The organism is Flavobacterium sp. SM2513, assembly GCF_050908145.1.
Lineage (GTDB): Bacteria > Bacteroidota > Bacteroidia > Flavobacteriales > Flavobacteriaceae > Flavobacterium.
On the sequence record NZ_CP194228.1, the window covers coordinates 1,772,367 to 1,793,824 of the forward strand.

The 21,458-nt window shown below is 33.8% G+C and carries 20 protein-coding genes; 13 read left to right on the top strand and 7 right to left on the bottom strand.

The window, feature by feature from the left end:
• Nucleotides 1-50: 50 nt before the first annotated feature.
• Nucleotides 51-1,487: an SDR family oxidoreductase gene (locus ACQ5J2_RS07300; RefSeq protein WP_432673059.1), complete on the bottom strand. Its 1,437-nt coding sequence runs from the start codon at nucleotides 1,485-1,487 to the stop codon at nucleotides 51-53.
• 18 nt (nucleotides 1,488-1,505) lie between these two features.
• The gene (locus ACQ5J2_RS07305; RefSeq protein WP_432673060.1) at nucleotides 1,506-2,138 is read right to left on the bottom strand and encodes a MarC family NAAT transporter; all 633 of its coding nucleotides are present in this window, start codon (nucleotides 2,136-2,138) and stop codon (nucleotides 1,506-1,508) included.
• 120 nt (nucleotides 2,139-2,258) lie between these two features.
• On the opposite strand from ACQ5J2_RS07305, the gene ACQ5J2_RS07310 reads away from it, so the two are divergent.
• Together ACQ5J2_RS07310 and ACQ5J2_RS07315 are read left to right on the top strand one after the other, a co-directional pair.
• Complete coding sequence (locus ACQ5J2_RS07310) at nucleotides 2,259-3,368, top strand: carboxypeptidase-like regulatory domain-containing protein (protein WP_432673061.1); 1,110 nt, start codon at nucleotides 2,259-2,261, stop codon at nucleotides 3,366-3,368.
• A gap of 41 nt (nucleotides 3,369-3,409) precedes the next feature.
• Nucleotides 3,410-3,775, top strand: a complete 366-nt coding sequence (locus ACQ5J2_RS07315) for a CoA-binding protein (protein WP_432673062.1) — start codon at nucleotides 3,410-3,412, stop codon at nucleotides 3,773-3,775.
• A gap of 109 nt (nucleotides 3,776-3,884) precedes the next feature.
• On the opposite strand, the gene ACQ5J2_RS07320 is transcribed toward ACQ5J2_RS07315, so the two are convergent.
• From ACQ5J2_RS07320 to ACQ5J2_RS07340, 5 genes are all read right to left on the bottom strand, one after another.
• Nucleotides 3,885-5,066 carry a DUF3570 domain-containing protein gene (locus tag ACQ5J2_RS07320; RefSeq protein WP_432673063.1) on the bottom strand — a complete coding sequence of 394 codons (1,182 nt, stop codon included), beginning with the start codon at nucleotides 5,064-5,066 and terminating at the stop codon, nucleotides 3,885-3,887.
• A gap of 15 nt (nucleotides 5,067-5,081) precedes the next feature.
• Nucleotides 5,082-5,312 (bottom strand): DUF4266 domain-containing protein, encoded by a 231-nt coding sequence (locus ACQ5J2_RS07325; protein WP_432673064.1) that lies wholly within the window; start codon nucleotides 5,310-5,312, stop codon nucleotides 5,082-5,084.
• The gene (locus ACQ5J2_RS07330) at nucleotides 5,309-6,232 is read right to left on the bottom strand and encodes an FAD:protein FMN transferase (protein WP_432673065.1); all 924 of its coding nucleotides are present in this window, start codon (nucleotides 6,230-6,232) and stop codon (nucleotides 5,309-5,311) included. Before ACQ5J2_RS07330 ends, ACQ5J2_RS07325 begins: the two co-directional genes overlap by 4 nt.
• Before the next feature lie 7 nt (nucleotides 6,233-6,239).
• Entirely contained in the window at nucleotides 6,240-6,671 is a 432-nt protein-coding gene (locus tag ACQ5J2_RS07335) for a thioredoxin family protein (protein ID WP_432673066.1), read from the bottom strand.
• Nucleotides 6,672-6,844: 173 nt separating this feature from the next.
• Nucleotides 6,845-8,347, bottom strand: a complete 1,503-nt coding sequence (locus ACQ5J2_RS07340) for a sodium:solute symporter (protein ID WP_432673067.1) — start codon at nucleotides 8,345-8,347, stop codon at nucleotides 6,845-6,847.
• 170 nt (nucleotides 8,348-8,517) lie between these two features.
• Here ACQ5J2_RS07340 and recR point away from each other — a divergent pair, with 170 nt between their 5' ends.
• The 11 genes from recR (at nucleotide 8,518) to rfbA (ending at nucleotide 21,457) form a co-directional block, all read left to right on the top strand.
• Nucleotides 8,518-9,138: a recombination mediator RecR gene (recR, locus tag ACQ5J2_RS07345; RefSeq protein ID WP_432673068.1), complete on the top strand. Its 621-nt coding sequence runs from the start codon at nucleotides 8,518-8,520 to the stop codon at nucleotides 9,136-9,138.
• Nucleotides 9,139-9,243: 105 nt separating this feature from the next.
• Nucleotides 9,244-10,002: a polysaccharide biosynthesis/export family protein gene (locus ACQ5J2_RS07350; protein WP_432673069.1), complete on the top strand. Its 759-nt coding sequence runs from the start codon at nucleotides 9,244-9,246 to the stop codon at nucleotides 10,000-10,002.
• A gap of 9 nt (nucleotides 10,003-10,011) precedes the next feature.
• Nucleotides 10,012-12,471: a polysaccharide biosynthesis tyrosine autokinase gene (locus ACQ5J2_RS07355; protein ID WP_432673070.1), complete on the top strand. Its 2,460-nt coding sequence runs from the start codon at nucleotides 10,012-10,014 to the stop codon at nucleotides 12,469-12,471.
• Between the two features lie 193 nt (nucleotides 12,472-12,664).
• Nucleotides 12,665-14,062, top strand: a complete 1,398-nt coding sequence (locus ACQ5J2_RS07360; protein WP_432673072.1) for a UDP-glucose 6-dehydrogenase — start codon at nucleotides 12,665-12,667, stop codon at nucleotides 14,060-14,062.
• Between the two features lie 119 nt (nucleotides 14,063-14,181).
• Nucleotides 14,182-14,607: an adenylyltransferase/cytidyltransferase family protein gene (locus tag ACQ5J2_RS07365; protein WP_432673073.1), complete on the top strand. Its 426-nt coding sequence runs from the start codon at nucleotides 14,182-14,184 to the stop codon at nucleotides 14,605-14,607.
• A gap of 235 nt (nucleotides 14,608-14,842) precedes the next feature.
• Nucleotides 14,843-15,823, top strand: coding sequence for an SDR family oxidoreductase (locus ACQ5J2_RS07370; RefSeq protein WP_432673074.1), 981 nt, complete (start codon nucleotides 14,843-14,845; stop codon nucleotides 15,821-15,823).
• A gap of 61 nt (nucleotides 15,824-15,884) precedes the next feature.
• Nucleotides 15,885-17,165: a nucleotide sugar dehydrogenase gene (locus tag ACQ5J2_RS07375; protein ID WP_432673075.1), complete on the top strand. Its 1,281-nt coding sequence runs from the start codon at nucleotides 15,885-15,887 to the stop codon at nucleotides 17,163-17,165.
• Between the two features lie 10 nt (nucleotides 17,166-17,175).
• Entirely contained in the window at nucleotides 17,176-18,297 is a 1,122-nt protein-coding gene (wecB, locus tag ACQ5J2_RS07380; RefSeq protein WP_432673076.1) for a non-hydrolyzing UDP-N-acetylglucosamine 2-epimerase, read from the top strand.
• Between the two features lie 7 nt (nucleotides 18,298-18,304).
• Complete coding sequence (gene wecC, locus ACQ5J2_RS07385) at nucleotides 18,305-19,516, top strand: UDP-N-acetyl-D-mannosamine dehydrogenase (protein WP_432673077.1); 1,212 nt, start codon at nucleotides 18,305-18,307, stop codon at nucleotides 19,514-19,516.
• Complete coding sequence (gene rfbB, locus ACQ5J2_RS07390; protein ID WP_432673078.1) at nucleotides 19,516-20,565, top strand: dTDP-glucose 4,6-dehydratase; 1,050 nt, start codon at nucleotides 19,516-19,518, stop codon at nucleotides 20,563-20,565. The genes wecC and rfbB overlap by 1 nt, the downstream gene beginning before the upstream one ends.
• A gap of 19 nt (nucleotides 20,566-20,584) precedes the next feature.
• A complete protein-coding gene (gene rfbA, locus ACQ5J2_RS07395; RefSeq protein ID WP_432673079.1) occupies nucleotides 20,585-21,457 on the top strand; it encodes a glucose-1-phosphate thymidylyltransferase RfbA in 873 nt (290 codons plus the stop codon).
• The last annotated feature ends 1 nt before the right edge of the window (nucleotide 21,458 follow it).

The following is a 21,458-nucleotide window of genomic DNA, read 5'->3' on the forward strand; positions in this document are numbered from 1 at the left end:
GTCCCAAATTCATTTTGAGTTTGGGACTATTTTATTGTAGAGGCTTAAGATTATTCTGATTTTTTAGGGTTTGCAATATTCCGAATCATTCCGGCAAATAGAAAATAATGAAACGGTAACATGGCATACCAATACAATCTGCCGAATATTCCTTTAGGTCTGAAAGTGGCAATTTGATGCAAAACGTTATTTTCGTCGATTCTAAATTCGAGCCAAGCTTCTCCAGGTAAACGCATTTCTGCAAAAAGTAGCAAACGCTTTTCTTTTGGGTCTGCCAATAAAACTCGCCAGAAATCCAAAGCATCGCCATTGTCCAAATGCGAAGGATGTGTTCTTCCGCGTCGTAAACCAACACCACCAAACATCTTGTCCATCAATCCTCGTGTTTTCCATAACCAGTTTCCATAATACCACCCACTTTCTCCGCCAATGGCGAAAATCCGAGCTAAAGTCCCTTCGGGGTCGGTAACATTTATAGATTGTTCATCTTTCAAGCACCCGTATTTTGGGACTTGAATATATGATTTTAAATCATCACCAAATCGACTGCTAGAAATACTGTCTTTCCAGCTCGAAATCACGAGGTTTTGTTCTATTTTTTTGAACGCTAAATTAATAGATTCTACATAAGTTATTGGACTTAATCCTAACATTTGTTGCAGTCGTTGGTCTCTACAGACCACTTCCATACTCATAGAATCTACTAAGTTTACCGCTAATTTATAAGAAGTTGAAGTCACAAAATAAAGCCAATACGAGGAAAGCCGTGGAGACATAATAGGAAGTGTAAAAATCCATAATTTTATTTTTCGCACTTCGGCATAATTTAACAGCATTTCTTTATAAGTAAGAACATCTGGCCCGCCGATGTCAAAAGATTGGTTGTAGCAATCGGCTCGAGTAATAACTCCCATTAAACATTTTATCACATCACGAATGGCAATAGGTTGTGCTTTTGTCAAAACCCATTTTGGTGTAACCATTATGGGTAGTTTTTCACACAAATCACGAATAATTTCAAAAGAGGAACTCCCCGAACCAACAATGATTCCGGCTCGAAGCGCTGTTAAAGCAAATGGGCCTTCATACAGAATTTGTTCTACATCACTACGCGATTGTAAATGCTTCGAAAGTTTTTCCTCGTTTACAATTCCAGTTAGGTAAACCACTTGTTTGACACCAATGGTTTTCATGTAGGTATTGAAATTATGAGCGGCTTTAGCTTCCATCACATCAAAATCATCGGTAGAAGCACTCATCGAATGAATTAAATAATAAGCGGTATCAAAATCAGTAGGTAGATTTTCAAGAACTATATCTTCTAAAAAATCTACTTCCCAAATGTCAACTTTGTTTAAAGTAATTTCATCGAGTCCCAAACGATTTTTATTTCGAACACAACACGTGACTTCATGGCCTTCTTGCAGTAACTCGGGAAGAAGACGTTTTCCTACATAACCATTGGCACCTGTTAATAATATTTTCATAGATTTTTTATAAATCAATTACTGCATAAAATTGGTTTGAATAATATTTACCACAGCACTTACAATATATTGAATACCAATTGCAATTACAATAAATCCTACAATTCTTGAAATCGCGACAATTCCTGAAGAACCTAATATTTTAGCTAAATAGTGAGCGCTTTTTAAGATTAGAAAGATAGTAAGTGCGACTGTCAAAATCGCAAGACTTGCAATTATTACTTCATGCGTTTTTTGATGGTCTTGGTAAAACGCAATTAGAAGTGAAATGGAACCTGGTCCAGCAAGCATAGGTATTGCAAGAGGTGTTAGTGCAATGTCATTTCGTTTTTGAACTTCATTTTCCACTTTTTTATTGATACCTCTTTTCTTGCTAAATTTTCCTGAAAGAAGCGAAAATCCTGAATTCACAATGATTAAACCTCCTCCAATTCTCAAAGCATCAATGCTAATTCCAAAGAAATCCAATACATATTGTCCTACAAAAAAAGAGATAATTAAAATCAGAAAGACGTCAATTGCAGTCCATAATGAAATTCGAGAACGTTCTTTTTTATCATCATCTAAGGTTAAACCGACAAAGATGGGAACGGTTCCAATAGGGTTGATTACTGAGAATAATGCGGCAAAAATGTAGATAAATAATTCCATAGTTTTTTTTGGCAAAAATAAGGTTTAAGGTCTTGGTTAAATGTAAATTTATGAATAAATAATTATTATGGTATAAGAAAATTTTTATTAAAATAATATATTTGTAAAAAGGTGACCCAAGTGATTGAATTTTATAAAAAGTTATTGATTGTAGTCGTGGTTTTTTCGTTGGGAACTCTTCATGGCCAAACATTAACAGGTCAGATTTTCGACAACGAAACAAAAGAATCGCTTCCTGGTGCTACATTGTATATAGATGGGACCTCCTTTTCTACAATTACAGATGCGGAAGGTAATTTTCGTCTTCCGATTCACGACAGTAAGGCTACTCTTGTAATCAGCTTCATCGGATATTTGACTTATAAACTTGAAAATCCACGTCAATATGTTGATAAAAAGCTTAAAATACTTTTGGTAAAAGAATCAATCGCTTTAAACGAAGTGGTTATTGGGAGAGGTCCTTTTAGTAGAAATCAAATGATGAAAGTGTTCAGAAAACAGTTTCTTGGGGAATCAAAAGCGGGTAGGTCATGCAAAATTGAAAACGAAAAAGACATAGTTTTGTATTATGATGTTTCTGATAATACACTTCATGCCTCTTCTCGCAATCCTTTACAAATCCAAAACAAATATTTGGATTATAAGATCAACTTTGATTTAGAAGACTTTAAAGTAAAGTATAACTTTAAAACTCTTGATAAATTCAACCAAGTCAGTAGCTATTTCTCAGGCACTACGTTTTATAAAGACTTAAAGAAAAGTAAACAAGCGGACAAAAGGAGACGTGCTTCTTTCTATGGTTCAGCTCAGCATTTTGCTTATACACTAGCAAATCTAGCTTGGGAAAAAGAAGAAACGCGCCTTTTTGTAGAAGGCTTTCAGGTTAATCCACAAGACTATTTTAACGTCAAGGACACCTTGGGACTTAAAAAAGTGACTTTAATTAAGGAGCCTCAAAAAGAGAATCCTAGTTTTAATATTAAAGGAAATATCAGTGGAACTTCAATGAAGAAACAGTCTCAATATATTAAAACCAACTTTAATATCCTGTACAAGAAAGACAAGCAATCAGTTATTGAGTTTGTAGATAAAGTCTTTTATGTAGATGCCAATGGTAATTATAATCCCATTTACGGAATACTGTATGGTGGTTATATTGGAACGCTTAAAGCAGGAGACTTGCTTCCTACCGATTATTTTCAAACCAATAAAATGGAAAAAAAGGATTAGTTTCCTATAGAAAATAGTATTTTTACAAATAAAAAGTAAACATGAAAAATAAAAAAACACTAGTTCTCGGAGCTTCCGAAAACCCTGAACGATATTCCAATATGGCAATCTTAAGATTGTTAACTAAAGAGCAATCTGTAGTAGCAATTGGACAAAGAGTAGGCGAGGTTTCTGGTGTAAAAATCCAAACCAAGCAAGTGCCGTTTACCAATATTGATACAGTAACTTTGTACTTAAACTCAACCAGACAAAGAGATTACTACAATTACATCATTAGCTTAGAGCCTAAACGAGTAATTTTCAATCCTGGGACAGAAAATCCTGAGTTTTATCAGTTGTTGAAATCGAACAATATTAAAGTGGAAGTTGCATGTACATTGGTTTTGTTGGGAACGAATCAGTACTAAAAGATATTGAAATAAGTAGAAATACAAAACGCATCTAAATAATAGTTTTAGATGCGTTTTTTGTTATTAGAGGTATTGCGTTCAATTATTAAAATCATTATTTATCAGTTTACTTATACTTCAAATTCAAACTTATAATATTCGAAGTCAATGCTGTAGTTCGATTATAATGTCCGTACCTAATTTCTAGTGTGTTCAAATGTTTTATTCCAAAAACACCATTAAGCGGTGTGAATTTCACTCCGGCTCCAAAGAAATTACTGTTAAAGGTCGATAAATCGTAATTACTGGTAAAATATTCAGAAGCAACTGTATGGTCTTCAAATCCTTTGAAATATTTCGTACCTTGTTGGCTATAATATCGATAAAATGGGCTGATTGACATAAATGGCGATATTTTTACAGGAACTTCCAAATCTAAAGTATGTGCCGTAAGATTCCAATTATCGGTATAATAGCGATAATAACCTCTAAGAATCACGTTATCTCCTAAAAAATAACTTCCTCTAACTGAAATAGGAATTTTGAAACGGCTATCAGGTAAATTTTCTTGATGGACGCTTCCGTCGGTAAAATATACACGGTGAAACGGTAAACTCAAGTAGCCGCTTTGTTGAATAATATCCACTAAAAATAATAATTGGAAATTCTTGTTTACAATTTGGGAATAACCAATCGAGCCTGCAAAAGTATTTCGAGCTTCTGTGCCACTTGACTTGGCAGTGCCTCTTAATTCTATTGGCGAAATCATTTTCACTTGGTCTAGATAAGTCTGAAATTTCGCAATAAATTCCCCGTTTTTATTATTGGTTTGTTTTGAGTAACCAATTGTTCCACCAAACGATTGGTAGTCATATTCCATTGACGATGATAAACCGAAAGACAGAGATTTTCCTTTATCTTCATTTTCACAAGTGTACGTTACCGATGGATAAAAACGGTTGTCGGCTGATGAAGCAGATGAATTCGCTTGCAAATCAATCATGTCTGAAGATGCAGAACTATAGTGGTCAATGCCAACTTCAATATCCCAATTGTGCTTGATTCCCGCCTTGTCGTATTTGAAAAGTTTGACATCAATCGTATTTGAAATATCAGTTAATTTTTCAGTTCCAATTCCTCCAGTAACCGAGGAGTTATTTCCATCTTGTTGATAAAAACTCGAAACTAGATTGATTTCTTCTATTTTTAACTTCGTACTCTTATAACTGGATGAATCTTTAGGCGTATTCTGTGCCGAAAGTTGCATCAATCCAAGTAGCGCTAATCCTGTAATAAGTATTCTTTTCATTTTTTTTGCATTGAATTAGTTACAACCGCAACCGCCGCCTGTTTTTCCACCACTAGCTCCCGAAGCACCTTCGCGATAGGTTTGAAAACTATTTTCTGTTTTCTGGATTTTCCGGTTGGATAAAACCATTTCTGAGTCGTTAATCTTGCTTTTTTGATACGGTTTAACAGATTCACAAGAAGTAAAACTAATCGCCATCAGAAGTAAGAGAATGCTTGAAATTTTTAATTTTATTATTTTTTTCATTTTAAATGAATGTTTTTAGAAGTATAAATTTTGTTGTACTCGTCAATTATAATGCAATATAATTCAGGGATTTGATTGACTAAAAACAAACCATTTTCGATACCCATTACTGCAATTGGCGTTGCCATTGCATCAGCAAATTCAGCATTGTTACTAATTACGGTTACGCTTTTTATTCCTGTAATAGGTAAGCCTGTTTTCGGGTCAATAGTATGCGAATATTTCTTACCATTAATAGTGACAAATTTTTCATAATTGCCAGAAGTAGCGATTGCTTTATTGGAAATTTCTAAATACGAAAAAGCATCAATTGGAACATCAGGGTTTGCAATTCCAATAGTCCACGGTTTCCCATTAGGCTGAAATCCCCATGCAGTCAAGTCGCCACTGGCATTGATTATACCACTTTCTACTTGATTTTTGATGAGTATTTTTCTTGCCATTTCTGCGGCATAACCTTTTCCGATGCCTCCAAAACCAATTCGCATTCCTTTTTCTTTTAAAAAAACGGTTTGCGTTTCAGGATTTAAAATAATGTTATTATAATTGATAAGGTGTACCATTTTTAAAGCCATTTCTGAACTGGGAAGTGATGTCATTGTTTTGTCAAAATTCCATAGGCTTTTGTCAATACATCCATAAGAAATATCGAAAGCACCTTGCGTTATTTTAGAAATATGCAAGCTTCTTTGAATCAAATCAAAAACTTCCTCATCTACTTTTACAGGTGTAATTCCTGCGTTGTCATTGATAAGATTGGTTTGGCTATCTATATTATAGGTTGTGAAAATGGCTTCGATTCGTTGAATTTCTTCGATGGCTATTTGGATGTTTTCTGCAGCAAAAGTAGGATTATCACTCACGACCGTTATCGTAAAAATATTACCCATTAACTTTTGCGACTTCGAAAATTTTTCCATTTTGATTTTACTTGTTAGCTTCGCAAATACCTTGAATTTCTTCTACCCATTTTTCAACTGAAACTTTCGGTTTTCCTGACCAACTTTTGACTACTTTTCCATCCGCTGTCATTAATAAAGTCAAAGGAAAAGCTCCATTTGGATTGTATTGTTCTGCAAGTGCTTCGTTGCGTTTGATTTGTTCATCAGAACCTGAATTTTTCTTTTTTCGAGGAAAATCAGCATTAACTAGAATCAAGTTTTTAGTTGCAAATTCAGAAAAAGCTTCTGTTTCCAGAAATTCTTTGCGTAATCCAATACAGGGTACACACCAGTCGGAACCAGAAAAATTAAGTAAAATTAATGCATTTTTTTCCTTTGCTAATACTTTTGCATGCTCAAAACTTGGTTCCCATTGAATGGGAATTAAGAAAAATAGTAGAATGGCTATTGTTTTCATTAGTTACAGAGTTAATTTTTAATCTGTAACAAAGAACGGGAGGCTGCCTAGATATAATATGTTTATAAGCTTAAGACTTGCTTAATGTTGGTCTATTATGATATATTTCAATATATTAGATAGGAATTAAAGAGTTGAAAATTATTAAAACCACGATTTCAGAATCAAAATCACTAAAATCTAGTACTGCCTTCCGCTGGTTTAGAAATCAATACTAATCCTAAAAATGTCAAGCCACCATTGATAATGATGAGTTCTTCGGCAAATTGATAATTTCCAAACAATTGAGCAGAATAGGTGCTAATCAAGAAAGTTAAGGCTGGAGCCAAAATACAAATGAATGGAACCCAATTATTTTTAACTGTTTTGGTTTTCACGAAAAGTCCGAATGCGTAAAGTCCGAGAAGTGGACCATAGGTAAATGCGGCAATTTTGAAAATCAAACTAACTACGGAGTCGCTATTCATCCAGTAAATAACCATAATAACGGCAAGCATCAGTAACGAAAAACCAATATGTACGAGATGTCTAGTTCGAACAGATTTTCCATTATCAGCTTCTATTTTTTTATCCATATTTAAAAAATCCACACAAAAAGAAGTAGTCAAAGCGGTCAAAGCGGAATCGGTTGTAGCAAAAGTTGCTGCTGTAAGTCCGAGTAAAAATATGATTGCAGGAATTAAGGTCAAATGATTAAAAGCAATTTCTGGAAATAATAAATCTGTTCGTGGTTGTCCCGTTACGGCGTCAAGCGGAATTGAAATTCCATTTTTCTCAGCATAGATGTATAACAAAGCGCCTACACTTAAAAAGAACAAGTTAATCAATACAAAAATCCCCGTAAAAACGTACATGTTTTTCTGAGCTTCGCCAATGGTGGCACAACTAAGGTTTTTCTGCATTAAATCTTGGTCTAAACCTACCATTGCTAGTGTAACGAAAATTCCGCCAAGAATTTGTTTTACAAAAAAGTTACTTTTGAGCCAATCTTCGTAGAAGAATATTTTTGAATAACTACTGTCTTTGACGGCATCGAAAGCTTCTATTGGTGAAAAATCTAAACTTGTACAAATAAAATAAATCGTAAACATAACCGATGAAACTAGAAACAAAGTTTGTAATGTATCGGTAACGATTATCGTTTTGAGACCGCCTCTATACGTATATGAAAAAATGAGAACTAAAGAACCCAATACCGTTATCCAAAACGGAACTCCAAATGCATCAAAAACGTAGCGTTGCAAAACCAACACTACTAAATACAATCTTGCCGCAGAACCGATTGTTCGACTTATTAAGAAAATCGTTGCTGCAGTTTTGTAGGAAACGGTTCCTAATCGTTGTTCGATGTAACCATAAATAGAAGTTAAATTCATACGATAGTACAGCGGTAATAATACTTTCGCAATCAGAAGAAATCCAATTGCATTTCCGAGTACAAATTGAAAATATTTAAACTGTACATCAGGCGATCCCACTTGTCCTGGAACAGAAATAAATGTTACTCCTGACAATGCAGTACCAATCATTCCGAAAGCAACTAAATACCATTTTGCATTTTTGTTGGCGCTAAAAAATGCTGCATTTCCACCGTCTTTTTTACTAACGAAATGGGATATTAAAAATAAAACACCAAAGTAAATTGCTATGAGTGTTAGAATAAAAGTAGGAGTCATATTTTTTTCTTTGAAAACGCCAAAGTAGAAAAAAAAGTTGAAAAATGAGTAGGAATAGGGTTCCTTTTACAAGAAGTATCGCATTCTAATATTACCGTAACTTTAAATGTTAAAAAAACTGTAAATAAAAACTGTTCAATAAACGTTTTTCTTTGTTACCTTTGCACTTTATGGAATTTTCGTCAAAACTTTTAGAGAAAGCGGTCAATGAAATGGCTCAGTTACCCGGAATTGGAAAGCGAACAGCACTTCGATTAGTGTTGCATTTGTTTAAGCAACCTGAGGAACGTGTTGCTTTTTTAACAGAAGCTTTATTGAAAATGCGTATGGATGTGAAATTATGCAATAATTGTCATAATATATCCGATGAAGATTTGTGTGTAATTTGCAGTAATGAAAAGCGTGATCATCAACTTATTTGTGTAGTTGAAGATGTTCGTGATGTAATGGCGATTGAAAATACGGGACAATATAAAGGAATTTACCATGTTTTAGGGGGTAAAATTTCACCTATAGACGGTGTTGGTCCGAGTCAATTGAAAATTAATTCGTTAATAGAAAAAGTCAATACAGAATCTGTGCGAGAATTAATTTTTGCATTAAGTTCAACAATGGAAGGCGATACAACTAATTTTTACATTTATAAGCAAATCAAAAATCAGAATTTAATTACTTCTACAATTGCTAGAGGAATTGCCGTAGGTGATGAACTTGAATATGCTGATGAAGTGACGTTGGGACGAAGCATTGTGCAACGGGTTCCTTTTGAGAATTCTTTTAAGAATAATTAATAACTAGCAGCTATTTTGTATTTCTATTTGAAAACATATATTTGTTAAATAATTTATAATATAATGAGGATAAAGTTTCTAGGATTGCTGCTTATCGCAGGACTTATGTCAACGTCATGTGTTTCGAGAAAACAGCTGATATATTTACAAAGTAATGACGAAAGTGCTACTCGTATGATGAAGGCGGTTCCTACTCCTGAATATCGTTTGCAGACAAATGACATTATTACTCTTAAAATAAAAGCATTAAATCCGGAATTAGTAGCTGTTTTTAATATTGCTGACGCAACTTCTACTGCAAATGCTACACAAAACAGAGGTGAACAAGCTGGTTATTATGATGGTTATACCGTGGATGAACGAGGGAATATCCGAATTCCTATGATTGGTGAAGTATATGTAATGGGAAGTACCTTAGATGAAGTCCGAATTAAGATAGAAAAAGAATTACTAGATAATTATTTCAATAAAGAAGCCAATATTTTCGTAACAGCAAAAATGGCAGGACTAAGATTTACAATTAACGGCGAAATTGCTTCACCAGGTACAACCACATTATTTCAAGAAAAAGTTACGATTCTTGAGGCGATTGCCAATATGGGTGATATTACTATTGTTGGAGATCGTAAAAATGTGACTGTAATTAGACAATATCCTTACGGAACTGAAATGCATGATATTGATTTGACAGATATCAAAGCTATGGAATCACCTTATTATTATTTACAACCTAATGACTACATCTATATTAAACCACTCGCACAAAAAACGTGGGGTACTGGAACAACAGGAATACAGTCATTAGGAACAATAATTACGCTTTTGAGTTTGGCAACAACTACTTATTTGTTGTTAACACGTTAAAAATATACTATGTTTGATACCAAAGATTTTTCGTTCTTAGAACAGTCCAATAGTTTTGATTTTAAAGGATTCTTAATTAAAACATTGGCATATTGGAAGCTTTTCTTGTTAAGTTGGGCTCTAGCTTTTATTATTGCCTACCAAGTAAATATTAGAAAGGAGAAAATTTACTCAATTTCGAACACTATTTCTGTTAAGGAAGAAAACAATCCGTTTTTTACTTCTAACACTAGCTTAGTATTTAACTGGGGCGGTAGTTCAGATAAAGTGCAGACTATTAATACGATGCTGAAATCGAGAACCCATAACGAGGAGGTTGTCAGTCGTTTGGAATTGTATATTAATTATTTGAAACAAGATGATTACAATAAAGTTGATGTTTACGGTGCCGCGCCATTTCGTGTTGAAATCGACAAAAGTAAAGGACAACTCGCCAATGTAGATATTTCCATTAAGTTTTTAAAAGCCAATAAGTACCAGATTACGATTCCTTTTGAAACTGAAGAAGCTAATGTATTTTTCTACAAAAATCAAACAAGCGAGAGTACAAAAGTTCAGCCCACAACTTTTACAAAAATATATCAAGTAGGTGAAGAAGTTAATTTGCCTTATCTGAGCTGGAAACTGGAATTAGTAGAAAATCCAGGAATGTATATTGACGATGAATATTTTGTAAGCTTTAGTAATTTTGATGCAACAGTTGCGAGTTATCAAAGCGTTGATGTTCAGTCGATTTCCACAGGAAGTTCTATTTTGACACTTGCAATGCAAGGCACAAATAAGTCGAAAATTGTAGATTATCTAAATACCACCGTTGAGGTACTTAGTGATAACCAATTGGCTGCTAAAAACCAGTTTGCAACAAATACAATAAAGTTTATTGATACGACAATGTTGCGAATGGAGGGTCTGCTTAAAGATTCTGGCGATGAACTTAAAACTTTTCTCCAAGGAAAAGATGTGATACAATTAGAATCGGGTGGTATTCAAACATCTGAAAAACTGATGGGATTCGAACTTGAACGAGATGCCATTCAAAGAAAAATATCGTATTATAATTCATTAAAATCCTATTTAACAAACAGCAATGATTTTTCTAAATTACCCGCTCCATCAGTAGCAGGAATCGAAGACCCAAATATTGTAGTAAATGTTTCGAAGCTAGTTACTTTGTCAGTTAAAAGAGCTGAGAATAAGTATATGGTAAAAAGCGATAAAATGTTTGCGGATTTTGACAGTCAGATGGTTGCGCTAAAAAATGTATTATTAGTTAACATCGCTTCTGCAAAAGCTGCATTGCAGTACGATTTGAATATGACTTCTGCAAAAATAAATCAGGCGGAAAAAGAGCTTCAAGTATTGCCAGAAAACAAACAAAAACTTTTAAAAATACAGCGAAAATTTAACCTAAGTGATAATATTTACAGTTCGTTTTTAGCAAAAAGGAATGAAGCTGAAATTGTTAAGGCTGCCAATTTATCTGATATAAAATTCATTGATACTGCTAAAGATATTGGTGGAGGAATAATTGGTCCTAAAACAGGAGTAAATTATATACTAGCTTTTTTTGCAGGCTTTCTACTTCCGTTTCTTTTTGTATTGGTTTTATTTTTACTAAACAATACCATCCAACATATTGAAGACTTAGAAAAAGTAACGAAGATTCCGATTATTGGAGTAGTAGGTAAAAAACACAATGATAATAATTTATCTGTTTTTGAACGTCCAAAATCTCCATTGTCCGAGTCGTTTAGGGCTATAAGATCTTCATTGCAATTTTTATATAAGAAACAAAAACTGGAGGGAGCTAAAACCTTGATGATTACCTCTTCCGTGTCAGGTGAAGGAAAAACATTCTGCTCGATTAATATAGCAACCGTTTTTGCATTAAGCGAAAAGAAAACAGTAATTGTTGGATTGGATTTACGTAAACCAAAACTATTTAATGACTTTAATATCACTAATGATAAAGGTGTTGTCAATTACCTAATTGGTTCTCATAGTTTGGAAGATGTGATTCAACCTACTATGATTGCTAATCTTGATTTAATTCCAGCAGGTCCAGTTCCGCCAAATCCCGGAGAATTATTAATGAGTGAAAATTTAGAAGAACTTATTAATAGATTGAAAGAAAAGTACGATTACATTATTTTGGATACACCACCAGTGGGTTTGGTTTCAGATGCAATGGAGTTATCGAATTATGCTGATGTAGTTTTGTATATTGTTAGACAAGATTACACAAAAAAAGGAATGATTTCACAATTAAATTTGCGAAATCAGCGAGGTGAACTCAAAAATATAAGTATTGTTCTTAATGACTTTACTAGTAAATCTAGTTATGGTTATGGCTACGGTTATGGTTACGGCTATGGTTACGGATATGGTTACGGCTATGGCGATTATCAAAATGGTAACAATAACGGAGAAAAGCCTTTAAAGAAGCGATTCTTTTGGAATAGAAAATAATAATTATTATTGAAATAAAGAAAATCTAGTTGCGATTACAGAGATGCTTCCGGCTTTAAAAAAGTAATCACGCTGATTCAAGAGGTTTAAACCGTATTTTAAAAAAAGTATAGGAACAGCATATCAATAATTTTATCTTTGTAAATTAACACGTAATTTAAGTACTAGAGATTAAAAGTAGAAAGTAAAAAAAATGGAAATAGAATCAATTTGTTGTATTGGAGCAGGTTATGTGGGAGGTCCTACAATGGCAATTATTGCGGAAAAATGTCCTCATATAAAAGTTACTGTAGTTGATCTTAATAAAGACAGGATTGCGGCTTGGAATCATGAAGATGTAAGTCAAATTCCTATTTATGAGCCAGGTCTTAGTGCTATTGTTGCAAAAGCACGCGGGCGAAACTTGTTTTTTTCAACTGAAGTTGACAAAGCGATACATGAAGCAGATATGGTTTTTATTTCTGTAAATACACCTACTAAAACCTATGGTTTAGGAAAAGGTATGGCGGCCGACTTGAAATACATCGAGTTATGTGCTCGTCAAATCGCTTCCGTTTCTACAACTGATAAAATAATTGTTGAGAAATCTACTCTACCGGTACGTACGGCAGAAGCAATTAAAAATATTTTACATAATACTGGAAATGGCGTTAAATTTGAGATTTTGTCAAATCCAGAATTTTTAGCTGAAGGAACTGCTGTAACCGATTTATTAAATCCAGATCGTGTTTTAATTGGTGGAGATACGGATGCAGAAGGACAAATGGCTGTTAAAGCTTTAGTAGATATTTATGCAAATTGGGTTCCCAAGGAACGTATTTTGACTACGAATTTATGGAGTTCAGAATTATCAAAATTAACAGCAAATGCGTTCTTAGCACAAAGAGTTTCTTCCATCAATGCGATGTCCGAACTGTGTGAGAAAACAGGTGCTGATGTGAATGAAGTTGCAAGAGCTATAGGAATGGACAGTCGTATTGGCTCAAAATTTCTGAAAGCGTCTGTTGGGTTTGGAGGTTCATGCTTTCAAAAAGATATCTTAAATTTAGTTTACATAGCAAAATCATACGGTTTAAATGAAGTCGCTGATTATTGGGAACAAGTTATTATAATGAATGACCATCAAAAACGTCGTTTTGCAACATCTATTGTTTCTACTTTGTACAACACTGTTTCTGGTAAAAAAATTGCGTTTTTAGGCTGGGCTTTTAAGAAGGATACTAACGATACGCGAGAATCTGCAGCTATTTACGTCGCTGATTATTTATTAAATGAACAAGCTAATTTGGCTATTTTTGACCCTCAAGTTAGTGAAATGCAAATATTAAGTGATTTGGATTACCTTGAGTCTAGATCTACAGATGCAAACCGAAAAGGAATTTCTGTTAGCGAAGATGTATATGAAAATTGTAAAGGAGCACATGCTATTGCAGTTTTGACGGAGTGGGATGAATTTAAAACCTACGACTGGCAAAAAATTTATGAGAATATGCAAAAACCTGCCTTTGTTTTTGATGGTAGAAATTTATTAGATGGAGAGGAGCTACAGAAAATTGGGTTTGTTTTTCAGTCAATTGGAACAGGAAAATAAAAGCAAAACATATTCAGTTAAGAATATATAATAGAAGAAGCGCGATTAAGTTTTTTTACAAGTTTTAAAAAAAAAATATTTTAACGTAGCAAGGCTTCTAATTTAAAAAATATAAAACGATGAAAGTAGGAATAACCTTTAGTGCTTTTGATTTGCTCCATGCAGGACACATCAAAATGTTAGAAGAAGCCAGACGTCAATGTGATTATTTAATCGTAGGCTTACAAACAGACCCCACATTAGATAGGCCTGAAAAAAACCGACCAACTCAAACGGTTGTAGAGCGTTACATCCAACTTAAAGGTTGTAGGTTTGTAGATGAAATAGTTCCTTATGCAACAGAACAAGATTTAGAAGATATTTTAAAGTCGTTTAAAATTGATGTTCGTATTATTGGGGATGAATACCGCGAAAAGCAGTTCACAGGCAGGGAGTATTGCGAATGCAAAGGAATTGAGTTTTATTTTAATACCCGTGACCACCGTTTTTCCAGTTCTAGTTTACGAAAGGAAGTAGTGGATAAAGAATTAAAAAAGATAGGATAAGTTCCATTGCTAAAAAAAATAAGTATCCTACAACTTATTAGTATTTTGGTCAATATTATAATTATACTTGTTTATACAGTGAAACGTCTATCTGAAATGAACAAAAAAAATCCATATCAACACTTTTTGAAAATGAATTTGTAAAGAGCACTATTTTTTAATTTTTCTGCGAGATATTCGTACCGTATTTTGGATAAAAAATTTTTCAATTAGCAAATATAAAATTATTCGCAGCATGCAGCAAATAGAAAATAAAACAATTTTAGTAACAGGTGGAGCTGGTTTTATAGGTTCCAATTTATGTGAACATTTACTACATAATAACAAAGTGGTTTGTTTAGATAATTTTGCAACCGGTAGAACGCAAAATATTCAGCACTTATTGAATAATCCTGATTTCACTTTAATAGTTGGAGACATACGGAATATTGCAGACTGTCACAAAGCTGTTATCGGAGTTGATTATGTGCTTCATGAAGCCGCATTAGGTTCGGTGCCACGATCGATAAATGACCCAATTACAAGTAACGATGTAAATGTCTCTGGTTTTCTAAACATGTTGGTAGCCGCTCGTGATGCAAAAGTAAAAAAGTTTATTTACGCCGCTAGTTCATCTACTTATGGAGATTCGGAAGCATTACCCAAAGTCGAAGATAAAATTGGAAAACCGCTATCCCCTTACGCAATTACAAAATATGTAAATGAACTTTATGCAGATAATTTTCATCGTATGTATGGTTTAAATTGTATTGGATTGCGCTACTTCAATGTATTTGGACGTAAACAAGATCCAGACGGAGCCTATGCTGCAGTGATTCCAAAGTTCGTGATGCAGTTGATGGCTCACGAAAGTCCTATTATTAATGGTGACGGAAATTACTCTCGTGATTTTACCTACATTGATAACGTTATTCAAATGAACGTTTTGGCGATGCTTACTGAGAATCCAGAAGCGATGAATACCGTTTACAATACAGCATTTGGTGATCGTACAACATTAAATGATTTGATGGCGTCCTTAAAAAAATATTTGGCACAACACGACGAAAAGATTGCTTCGGTAGAAGTTGTTTACGGTCCAAACCGTGCAGGAGACATTCCGCATTCGCTGGCAAGTATTGAAAAAGCCAAACGCTTATTGGGATATAATCCGGAATTTTCTATGCAACAAGGCTTGCAACAAGCGGTTGGTTGGTATTGGAAAAATTTGAAATAATATAAAAAAATTTAAGGATTCAAAGTCAGTTAAAATAGAAAACAAGTTACAATAATAAGAGATGAAAAAAATAGCAGTTATAGGATTAGGATATGTTGGATTGCCGTTGGCGCGATTATTTGCAACAAAGTACTCTGTTGTAGGATTTGATATTAACCAAAACCGAATTGCTGGTTTACGTTCAGGAACGGATAGTACATTAGAAGTTTCAGATGAAATCTTGCAGGAAGTTCTCGTAGATAATTTAAAAGATAAAACGAATGGATTACTCGTCTCTTCAGATTTAAAAGATATTGCTGATTGCAATTATTTTATAGTGACTGTACCTACTCCAGTAGATAAAAATAATCGACCTGACTTAACGCCTTTATATAAATCCAGCGAGACCGTTGGAAAAGTATTGAAGAAAGGTGATATTGTTATTTATGAATCTACCGTTTATCCTGGCGCGACTGAAGAAGAATGTATTCCTGTGTTGGAGCGTGTTTCTGGATTGAAATATAATGTAGATTTCTTCGCGGGATATTCTCCGGAACGTATCAACCCAGGAGATAAAGAACATACTGTCGAAAAAATATTGAAGGTAACCGCTGGTTCAACACCAGAAATCGGAGTAAAAGTAAATGAATTATATAAAAGCGTAATTATAGCAGGAACTCACTTGGCACCGACAATAAAAGTTGCAGAAGCTGCGAAAGTAATAGAAAATTCACAGCGTGATATAAATATAGCATTTGTAAACGAGTTGGCTAAGATTTTTAATTTACTAGAAATTGACACCCATGCTGTATTGGAAGCTGCTGGAACGAAATGGAACTTTTTGCCTTTCAAGCCGGGATTAGTCGGTGGTCATTGTATTGGTGTGGACCCATATTATTTAGCACAAAAAGCACAGTCGGTGGGTTATAATCCGGAAATTATTTTGGCGGGGCGTCGTTTAAATGATTCCATGGGAAAATATGTCGCAGGACAAGTAATCAAATTAATGATTAAAAATGATGTTCAAATTAAAGGTGCTGAAATTTTGGTTTTAGGAATTACATTTAAAGAAAATTGTCCTGACGTTCGTAATACAAAAATTGTAGACGTCATTACTGAGTTAAAAGAATATGGTATTAAAGTTTCGATTTTTGATCCATGGGCAAATCCAGAGGAAGTTTTAAAAGAATATAATTTAGAATCGTCAAGAACCTTGAACAAAGACTTAAGGGCTGACGCAATCATACATGGGGTTTCTCATGAAGAATTTTCTGATATAAACTGGAAACAATTTTTAAAACCAAATGGAATTGTTTACGATGTTAAAGGAAGTACCCGAATTAAAAGTGATGCCAAGTTATAAGAAAAAAAATATGAAAAAAAATCTGATAGTTTTTGGTACTCGACCCGAAGCAATAAAAATGGCACCTTTGGTGAAGGAATTTTTAAAAAACAAAAATGACTTTGAAACAAAAATATGCGTGACGGCTCAACATCGTGAGATGCTTGATCAAGTTTTGGATTTTTTTGAAATAATTCCTGACTATGATTTGGACTTAATGAAACCAAATCAGAATTTATTCACTCTTACTGCCGATATCATTAATGGATTAAAGCCTATTTTGGATGAATTTAAGCCCGATTATGTATATGTGCATGGAGATACTACAACCACTTTAGCAGTAAGTATTGCTGCTTTTTATGGTGGTGCTAAAGTTTGTCATGTAGAAGCTGGACTTCGAACACATAATAAATATTCACCCTTTCCTGAGGAAATGAACCGACAAGTTACGAGTAGAATTGCAGATGTTCATTTTGCACCTACTCAAATGTCAGAAGAAAATTTACTTAAAGAAAACATTGAACAGAATAGTATTTTAATAACTGGAAATACGGTTATTGATGCTTTATTATACAGTTCAGATAAGGTATCTACGATTCACAATAATGAAATTGAAGATTTAAAGCAGATTATAGATGTTTCTAAAAAATTAATTCTAGTTACCGGTCATAGAAGAGAAAATCACGGTGATGGTTTTATACGTATTTGTCAAGCTTTGAAAGAATTAGCTACTGCTAATCCCAACGTGCAAATTATTTATCCTGTTCATTTAAATCCCAATGTTGAAAAACCGGTATATGAAATACTCTCTGGAATTTCAAACATTCATCTAATTAAACCTTTGGCTTATCCAGCTTTCGTTTGGCTTATGACGCAGTCTTATCTAATCATTACTGATTCAGGTGGTGTTCAAGAAGAAGCTCCAAGTTTAGGAAAACCTGTTTTGGTGATGCGTGATACTACAGAAAGACCAGAAGCTGTGCAAGCGGGAACCGTGATTTTAGTAGGTACTGACAAACAAAAAATTATTTTTGAAGCACAAGAATTATTAGACAATAAGGAAAAATATAAAGCGATGAGTGCTTTACATAACCCTTATGGTGATGGAAAGGCATGCGAAAAAATAGTAAATTTCATAAAAAATATAAATTAGTAAACTAATGGAACCAAAAGTAGTTACAATAGGATTAGGATATATAGGATTACCCACTTCTGCTTTAATAGCAAACAATAATATTTCTGTTTACGGTGTAGATATTTCTCAGCATGTTGTAGATACAATTAATGCAGGAAAAATTCACATTGTGGAGCCAAGTCTTGATGAGGCTGTCGCAAATGCCGTTAAAGAAGGATATTTGAAAGCAGGAACGAAACCCATAAAAGCAGACACCTATTTAATTGTAGTTCCCACTCCTTTTAAAGGAAATCACCAACCTGATATTTCTTATGTTACTGCTGCAACTAAATCCATTTTGCCGTTATTGAAGGAGAATGATTTATATATTATCGAATCAACCTCTCCTGTTGGTACTACTGAGAAAATGATGGACTATATTTTTACAGAACGGCCAGAATTAGTAGGCAAACTTAATATTGCTTATTGTCCTGAACGTGTTTTACCAGGAAATGTAATGTATGAATTGGTTCACAACGACCGAGTTATCGGTGGAGTAAATGATGAATCAACTGAAAAAGCACTGGCATTTTATCGTCAATTTGTTAAAGGAGAATTACATGCTACAAATGCTCGAACAGCAGAAATGTGTAAATTAACTGAAAATGCTTCTCGAGATTCACAAATTGCATTCGCAAATGAATTATCACTTATATGTGATAAAGCCGCTATTAATGTTTGGGATTTAATTCATTTAGCTAATAAACATCCCCGAGTAAATATTTTACAACCTGGTTGTGGAGTAGGTGGACACTGTATCGCAGTTGATCCCTATTTTATTACAGCTGAATTTCCGATGGAATCTCGTATGATTGCTCAAGCCAGAGAAACGAATAATTATAAGTCGTTTTGGTGTGCCGAAAAAGTTAAAAGTACTCGATTAGATTTTGAATTAAAATTTGGAAGACAACCTGCAATTGCAATTATGGGATTGGCATTCAAGCCAAATATTGATGATTTACGTGAATCTCCTGCTATTCATATTGTTGAGCGTGTAATGCAAGATGCAGGTGATGCAGACATGTACATAGTTGAACCAAATGTTGCTGAACATAAAGTTTTTAAATTAACCAATTATGAAGAAGCTGCCAAGAAAGCAGACATAATCGTTTTTTTAGTAGCACATAATGAGTTTAAAGGAATGAACATAAATCAAGACAAGATAATTTTAGATTTTTGTGGCGTAAAAAGCAAATAATGAAAAAAACTATCATAATAACTGGAGGAGCTGGTTTTATCGGTTCGCATGTCGTTCGAAGATTTGTACAAAATTATCCATCTTATACTGTCGTCAATATCGATGCATTAACCTATGCTGGAAATTTAGAAAATGTTAAAGATATTGAACAAGCTTCTAATTACATTTTTGAAAAAGTCGACATTACCAATGCTAAGGCTATTTTTGATTTATTTGAAAAATATAAACCAGATGGAATTATCCATTTAGCGGCAGAATCTCATGTTGATCGTTCTATTACAAATCCGTTAGAATTTGTGATGACAAATGTTATAGGAACAGTCAATCTTCTAAATGCTGCAAAGGAATTGTGGAAAGAGGATTTTTCTAATAAACTTTTTCATCATGTTTCTACTGATGAGGTTTATGGTGCTTTAGGTTCAGAAGGATTATTTACTGAAGAAACAAGTTACGACCCACATTCTCCTTATTCAGCATCAAAAGCTTCGTCGGATCATTTTGTTCGTGCCTACGCTGATACTTATGGTTTGCCAATAGTTATTACAAATTGTTCCAATAATTATGGACCAAATCATTTTCCAGAAAAATTGATTCCTTTATGTATTCATAATATTATTCATAATAAACCGTTGCCCATCTATGGTGATGGAAAATATACTCGTGACTGGTTATTTGTTATCGATCATGCAAGAGCTATCGATGATGTTTTTCATAAAGCAGAAAAAGGTGCAACCTATAATGTTGGGGGATTTAATGAATGGCAAAATATTGACCTGGTAAATGAATTGTGTCGTCAAATGGATGAGAAATTAGGTCGGGAAGTGGGTGCTTCAGCGAAGTTAATAACTTTTGTTAAAGATCGTCCCGGTCATGATTTACGGTATGCCATTGATGCCAATAAAATTAAAGCTGAACTTGGCTGGGAGCCCAGCGTCACTTTTCAAGAAGGACTTTCGTTAACTATTGATTGGTATTTGTCTAATGATGAATGGTTAAAGAACGTAACTTCGGGGGATTATCAAAAATATTATACGAACCAATATAACTGAGAAACTTAAATTAACAGCTATGAAAGGAATAATTTTAGCAGGCGGTTCAGGTACACGATTACATCCATTGACTTTGGCGGTATCGAAACAGCTTTTGCCTATTTATGACAAACCAATGATTTACTATCCAATGTCAGTTTTGATGTTGGCTGGAATCAAAGATATTCTTATCATCTCAACGCCACATGACTTACCTAATTTTAAAAAATTATTTGGTGATGGAAGTCAGTTGGGAATTAATTTAACCTATGCAGAACAACCTAATCCAGATGGTTTAGCACAAGCATTTATTATTGGGGAGGAATTTATTGGTTCAGATGATGTGTGTTTAGTTCTAGGTGATAATATCTTTTATGGAGCAGGTTTGCAAAAATTATTGTCTGATTCTGTACAAACAGTCAAGCAAGAAAATAAAGCAGTCGTTTTTGGTTATTATGTCGAAGATCCAGAACGTTACGGTGTTGCTGAATTCGATGAAAATGGAAAAGTTCTTAGTATTGAAGAAAAACCAAAAAATCCAAAATCAGATTATGCTGTAGTTGGACTTTATTTTTATCCGAATTCTGTTGTAAAAATTGCAAAAGAGGTCAAGCCTTCTGAAAGGGGCGAATTAGAAATTACATCAGTAAATCAAACTTACCTGCAACAAGATAAATTGAATTTACAAAAAATGAGTAGAGGCTTTGCTTGGTTAGATACAGGAACACATGAATCATTGACCGAAGCGACAGAATTCGTAAAGGCAGTTGAAAAAAGGACGAGTTTGAAAATTGCTTGTTTAGAGGAGATTGCTATACGATTAGGTTTTGTATCAAAGGATTTTATTTACGAACAAGTAAAGAATTTAAAGGGAGATTATTTTGATTATTTAAAAAGGATAATTAAAAAATAAC

Bases quoted from the DNA above. Each gene is read 5' to 3' on its own strand.
- ACQ5J2_RS07360 (WP_432673072.1), top strand. From the start codon at position 12,665: ATGGAAATAGAATCAATTTGTTGTATTGGAGCAGGTTATGTGGGAGGT.
- ACQ5J2_RS07370 (WP_432673074.1), top strand. From the start codon at position 14,843: ATGCAGCAAATAGAAAATAAAACAATTTTAGTAACAGGTGGAGCTGGT.
- ACQ5J2_RS07315 (WP_432673062.1), top strand. From the start codon at position 3,410: ATGAAAAATAAAAAAACACTAGTTCTCGGAGCTTCCGAAAACCCTGAA.
- ACQ5J2_RS07325 (WP_432673064.1), bottom strand. From the start codon at position 5,312: ATGAAAAAAATAATAAAATTAAAAATTTCAAGCATTCTCTTACTTCTG.
- ACQ5J2_RS07305 (WP_432673060.1), bottom strand. From the start codon at position 2,138: ATGGAATTATTTATCTACATTTTTGCCGCATTATTCTCAGTAATCAAC.
- wecB (WP_432673076.1), top strand. From the start codon at position 17,176: ATGAAAAAAAATCTGATAGTTTTTGGTACTCGACCCGAAGCAATAAAA.
- ACQ5J2_RS07340 (WP_432673067.1), bottom strand. From the start codon at position 8,347: ATGACTCCTACTTTTATTCTAACACTCATAGCAATTTACTTTGGTGTT.
- ACQ5J2_RS07320 (WP_432673063.1), bottom strand. From the start codon at position 5,066: ATGAAAAGAATACTTATTACAGGATTAGCGCTACTTGGATTGATGCAA.
- rfbB (WP_432673078.1), top strand. From the start codon at position 19,516: ATGAAAAAAACTATCATAATAACTGGAGGAGCTGGTTTTATCGGTTCG.
- rfbA (WP_432673079.1), top strand. From the start codon at position 20,585: ATGAAAGGAATAATTTTAGCAGGCGGTTCAGGTACACGATTACATCCA.
- ACQ5J2_RS07350 (WP_432673069.1), top strand. From the start codon at position 9,244: ATGTCAACGTCATGTGTTTCGAGAAAACAGCTGATATATTTACAAAGT.
- ACQ5J2_RS07330 (WP_432673065.1), bottom strand. From the start codon at position 6,232: ATGGAAAAATTTTCGAAGTCGCAAAAGTTAATGGGTAATATTTTTACG.
- recR (WP_432673068.1), top strand. From the start codon at position 8,518: ATGGAATTTTCGTCAAAACTTTTAGAGAAAGCGGTCAATGAAATGGCT.
- ACQ5J2_RS07365 (WP_432673073.1), top strand. From the start codon at position 14,182: ATGAAAGTAGGAATAACCTTTAGTGCTTTTGATTTGCTCCATGCAGGA.
- ACQ5J2_RS07335 (WP_432673066.1), bottom strand. From the start codon at position 6,671: ATGAAAACAATAGCCATTCTACTATTTTTCTTAATTCCCATTCAATGG.
- wecC (WP_432673077.1), top strand. From the start codon at position 18,305: ATGGAACCAAAAGTAGTTACAATAGGATTAGGATATATAGGATTACCC.
- ACQ5J2_RS07300 (WP_432673059.1), bottom strand. From the start codon at position 1,487: ATGAAAATATTATTAACAGGTGCCAATGGTTATGTAGGAAAACGTCTT.
- ACQ5J2_RS07375 (WP_432673075.1), top strand. From the start codon at position 15,885: ATGAAAAAAATAGCAGTTATAGGATTAGGATATGTTGGATTGCCGTTG.
- ACQ5J2_RS07355 (WP_432673070.1), top strand. From the start codon at position 10,012: ATGTTTGATACCAAAGATTTTTCGTTCTTAGAACAGTCCAATAGTTTT.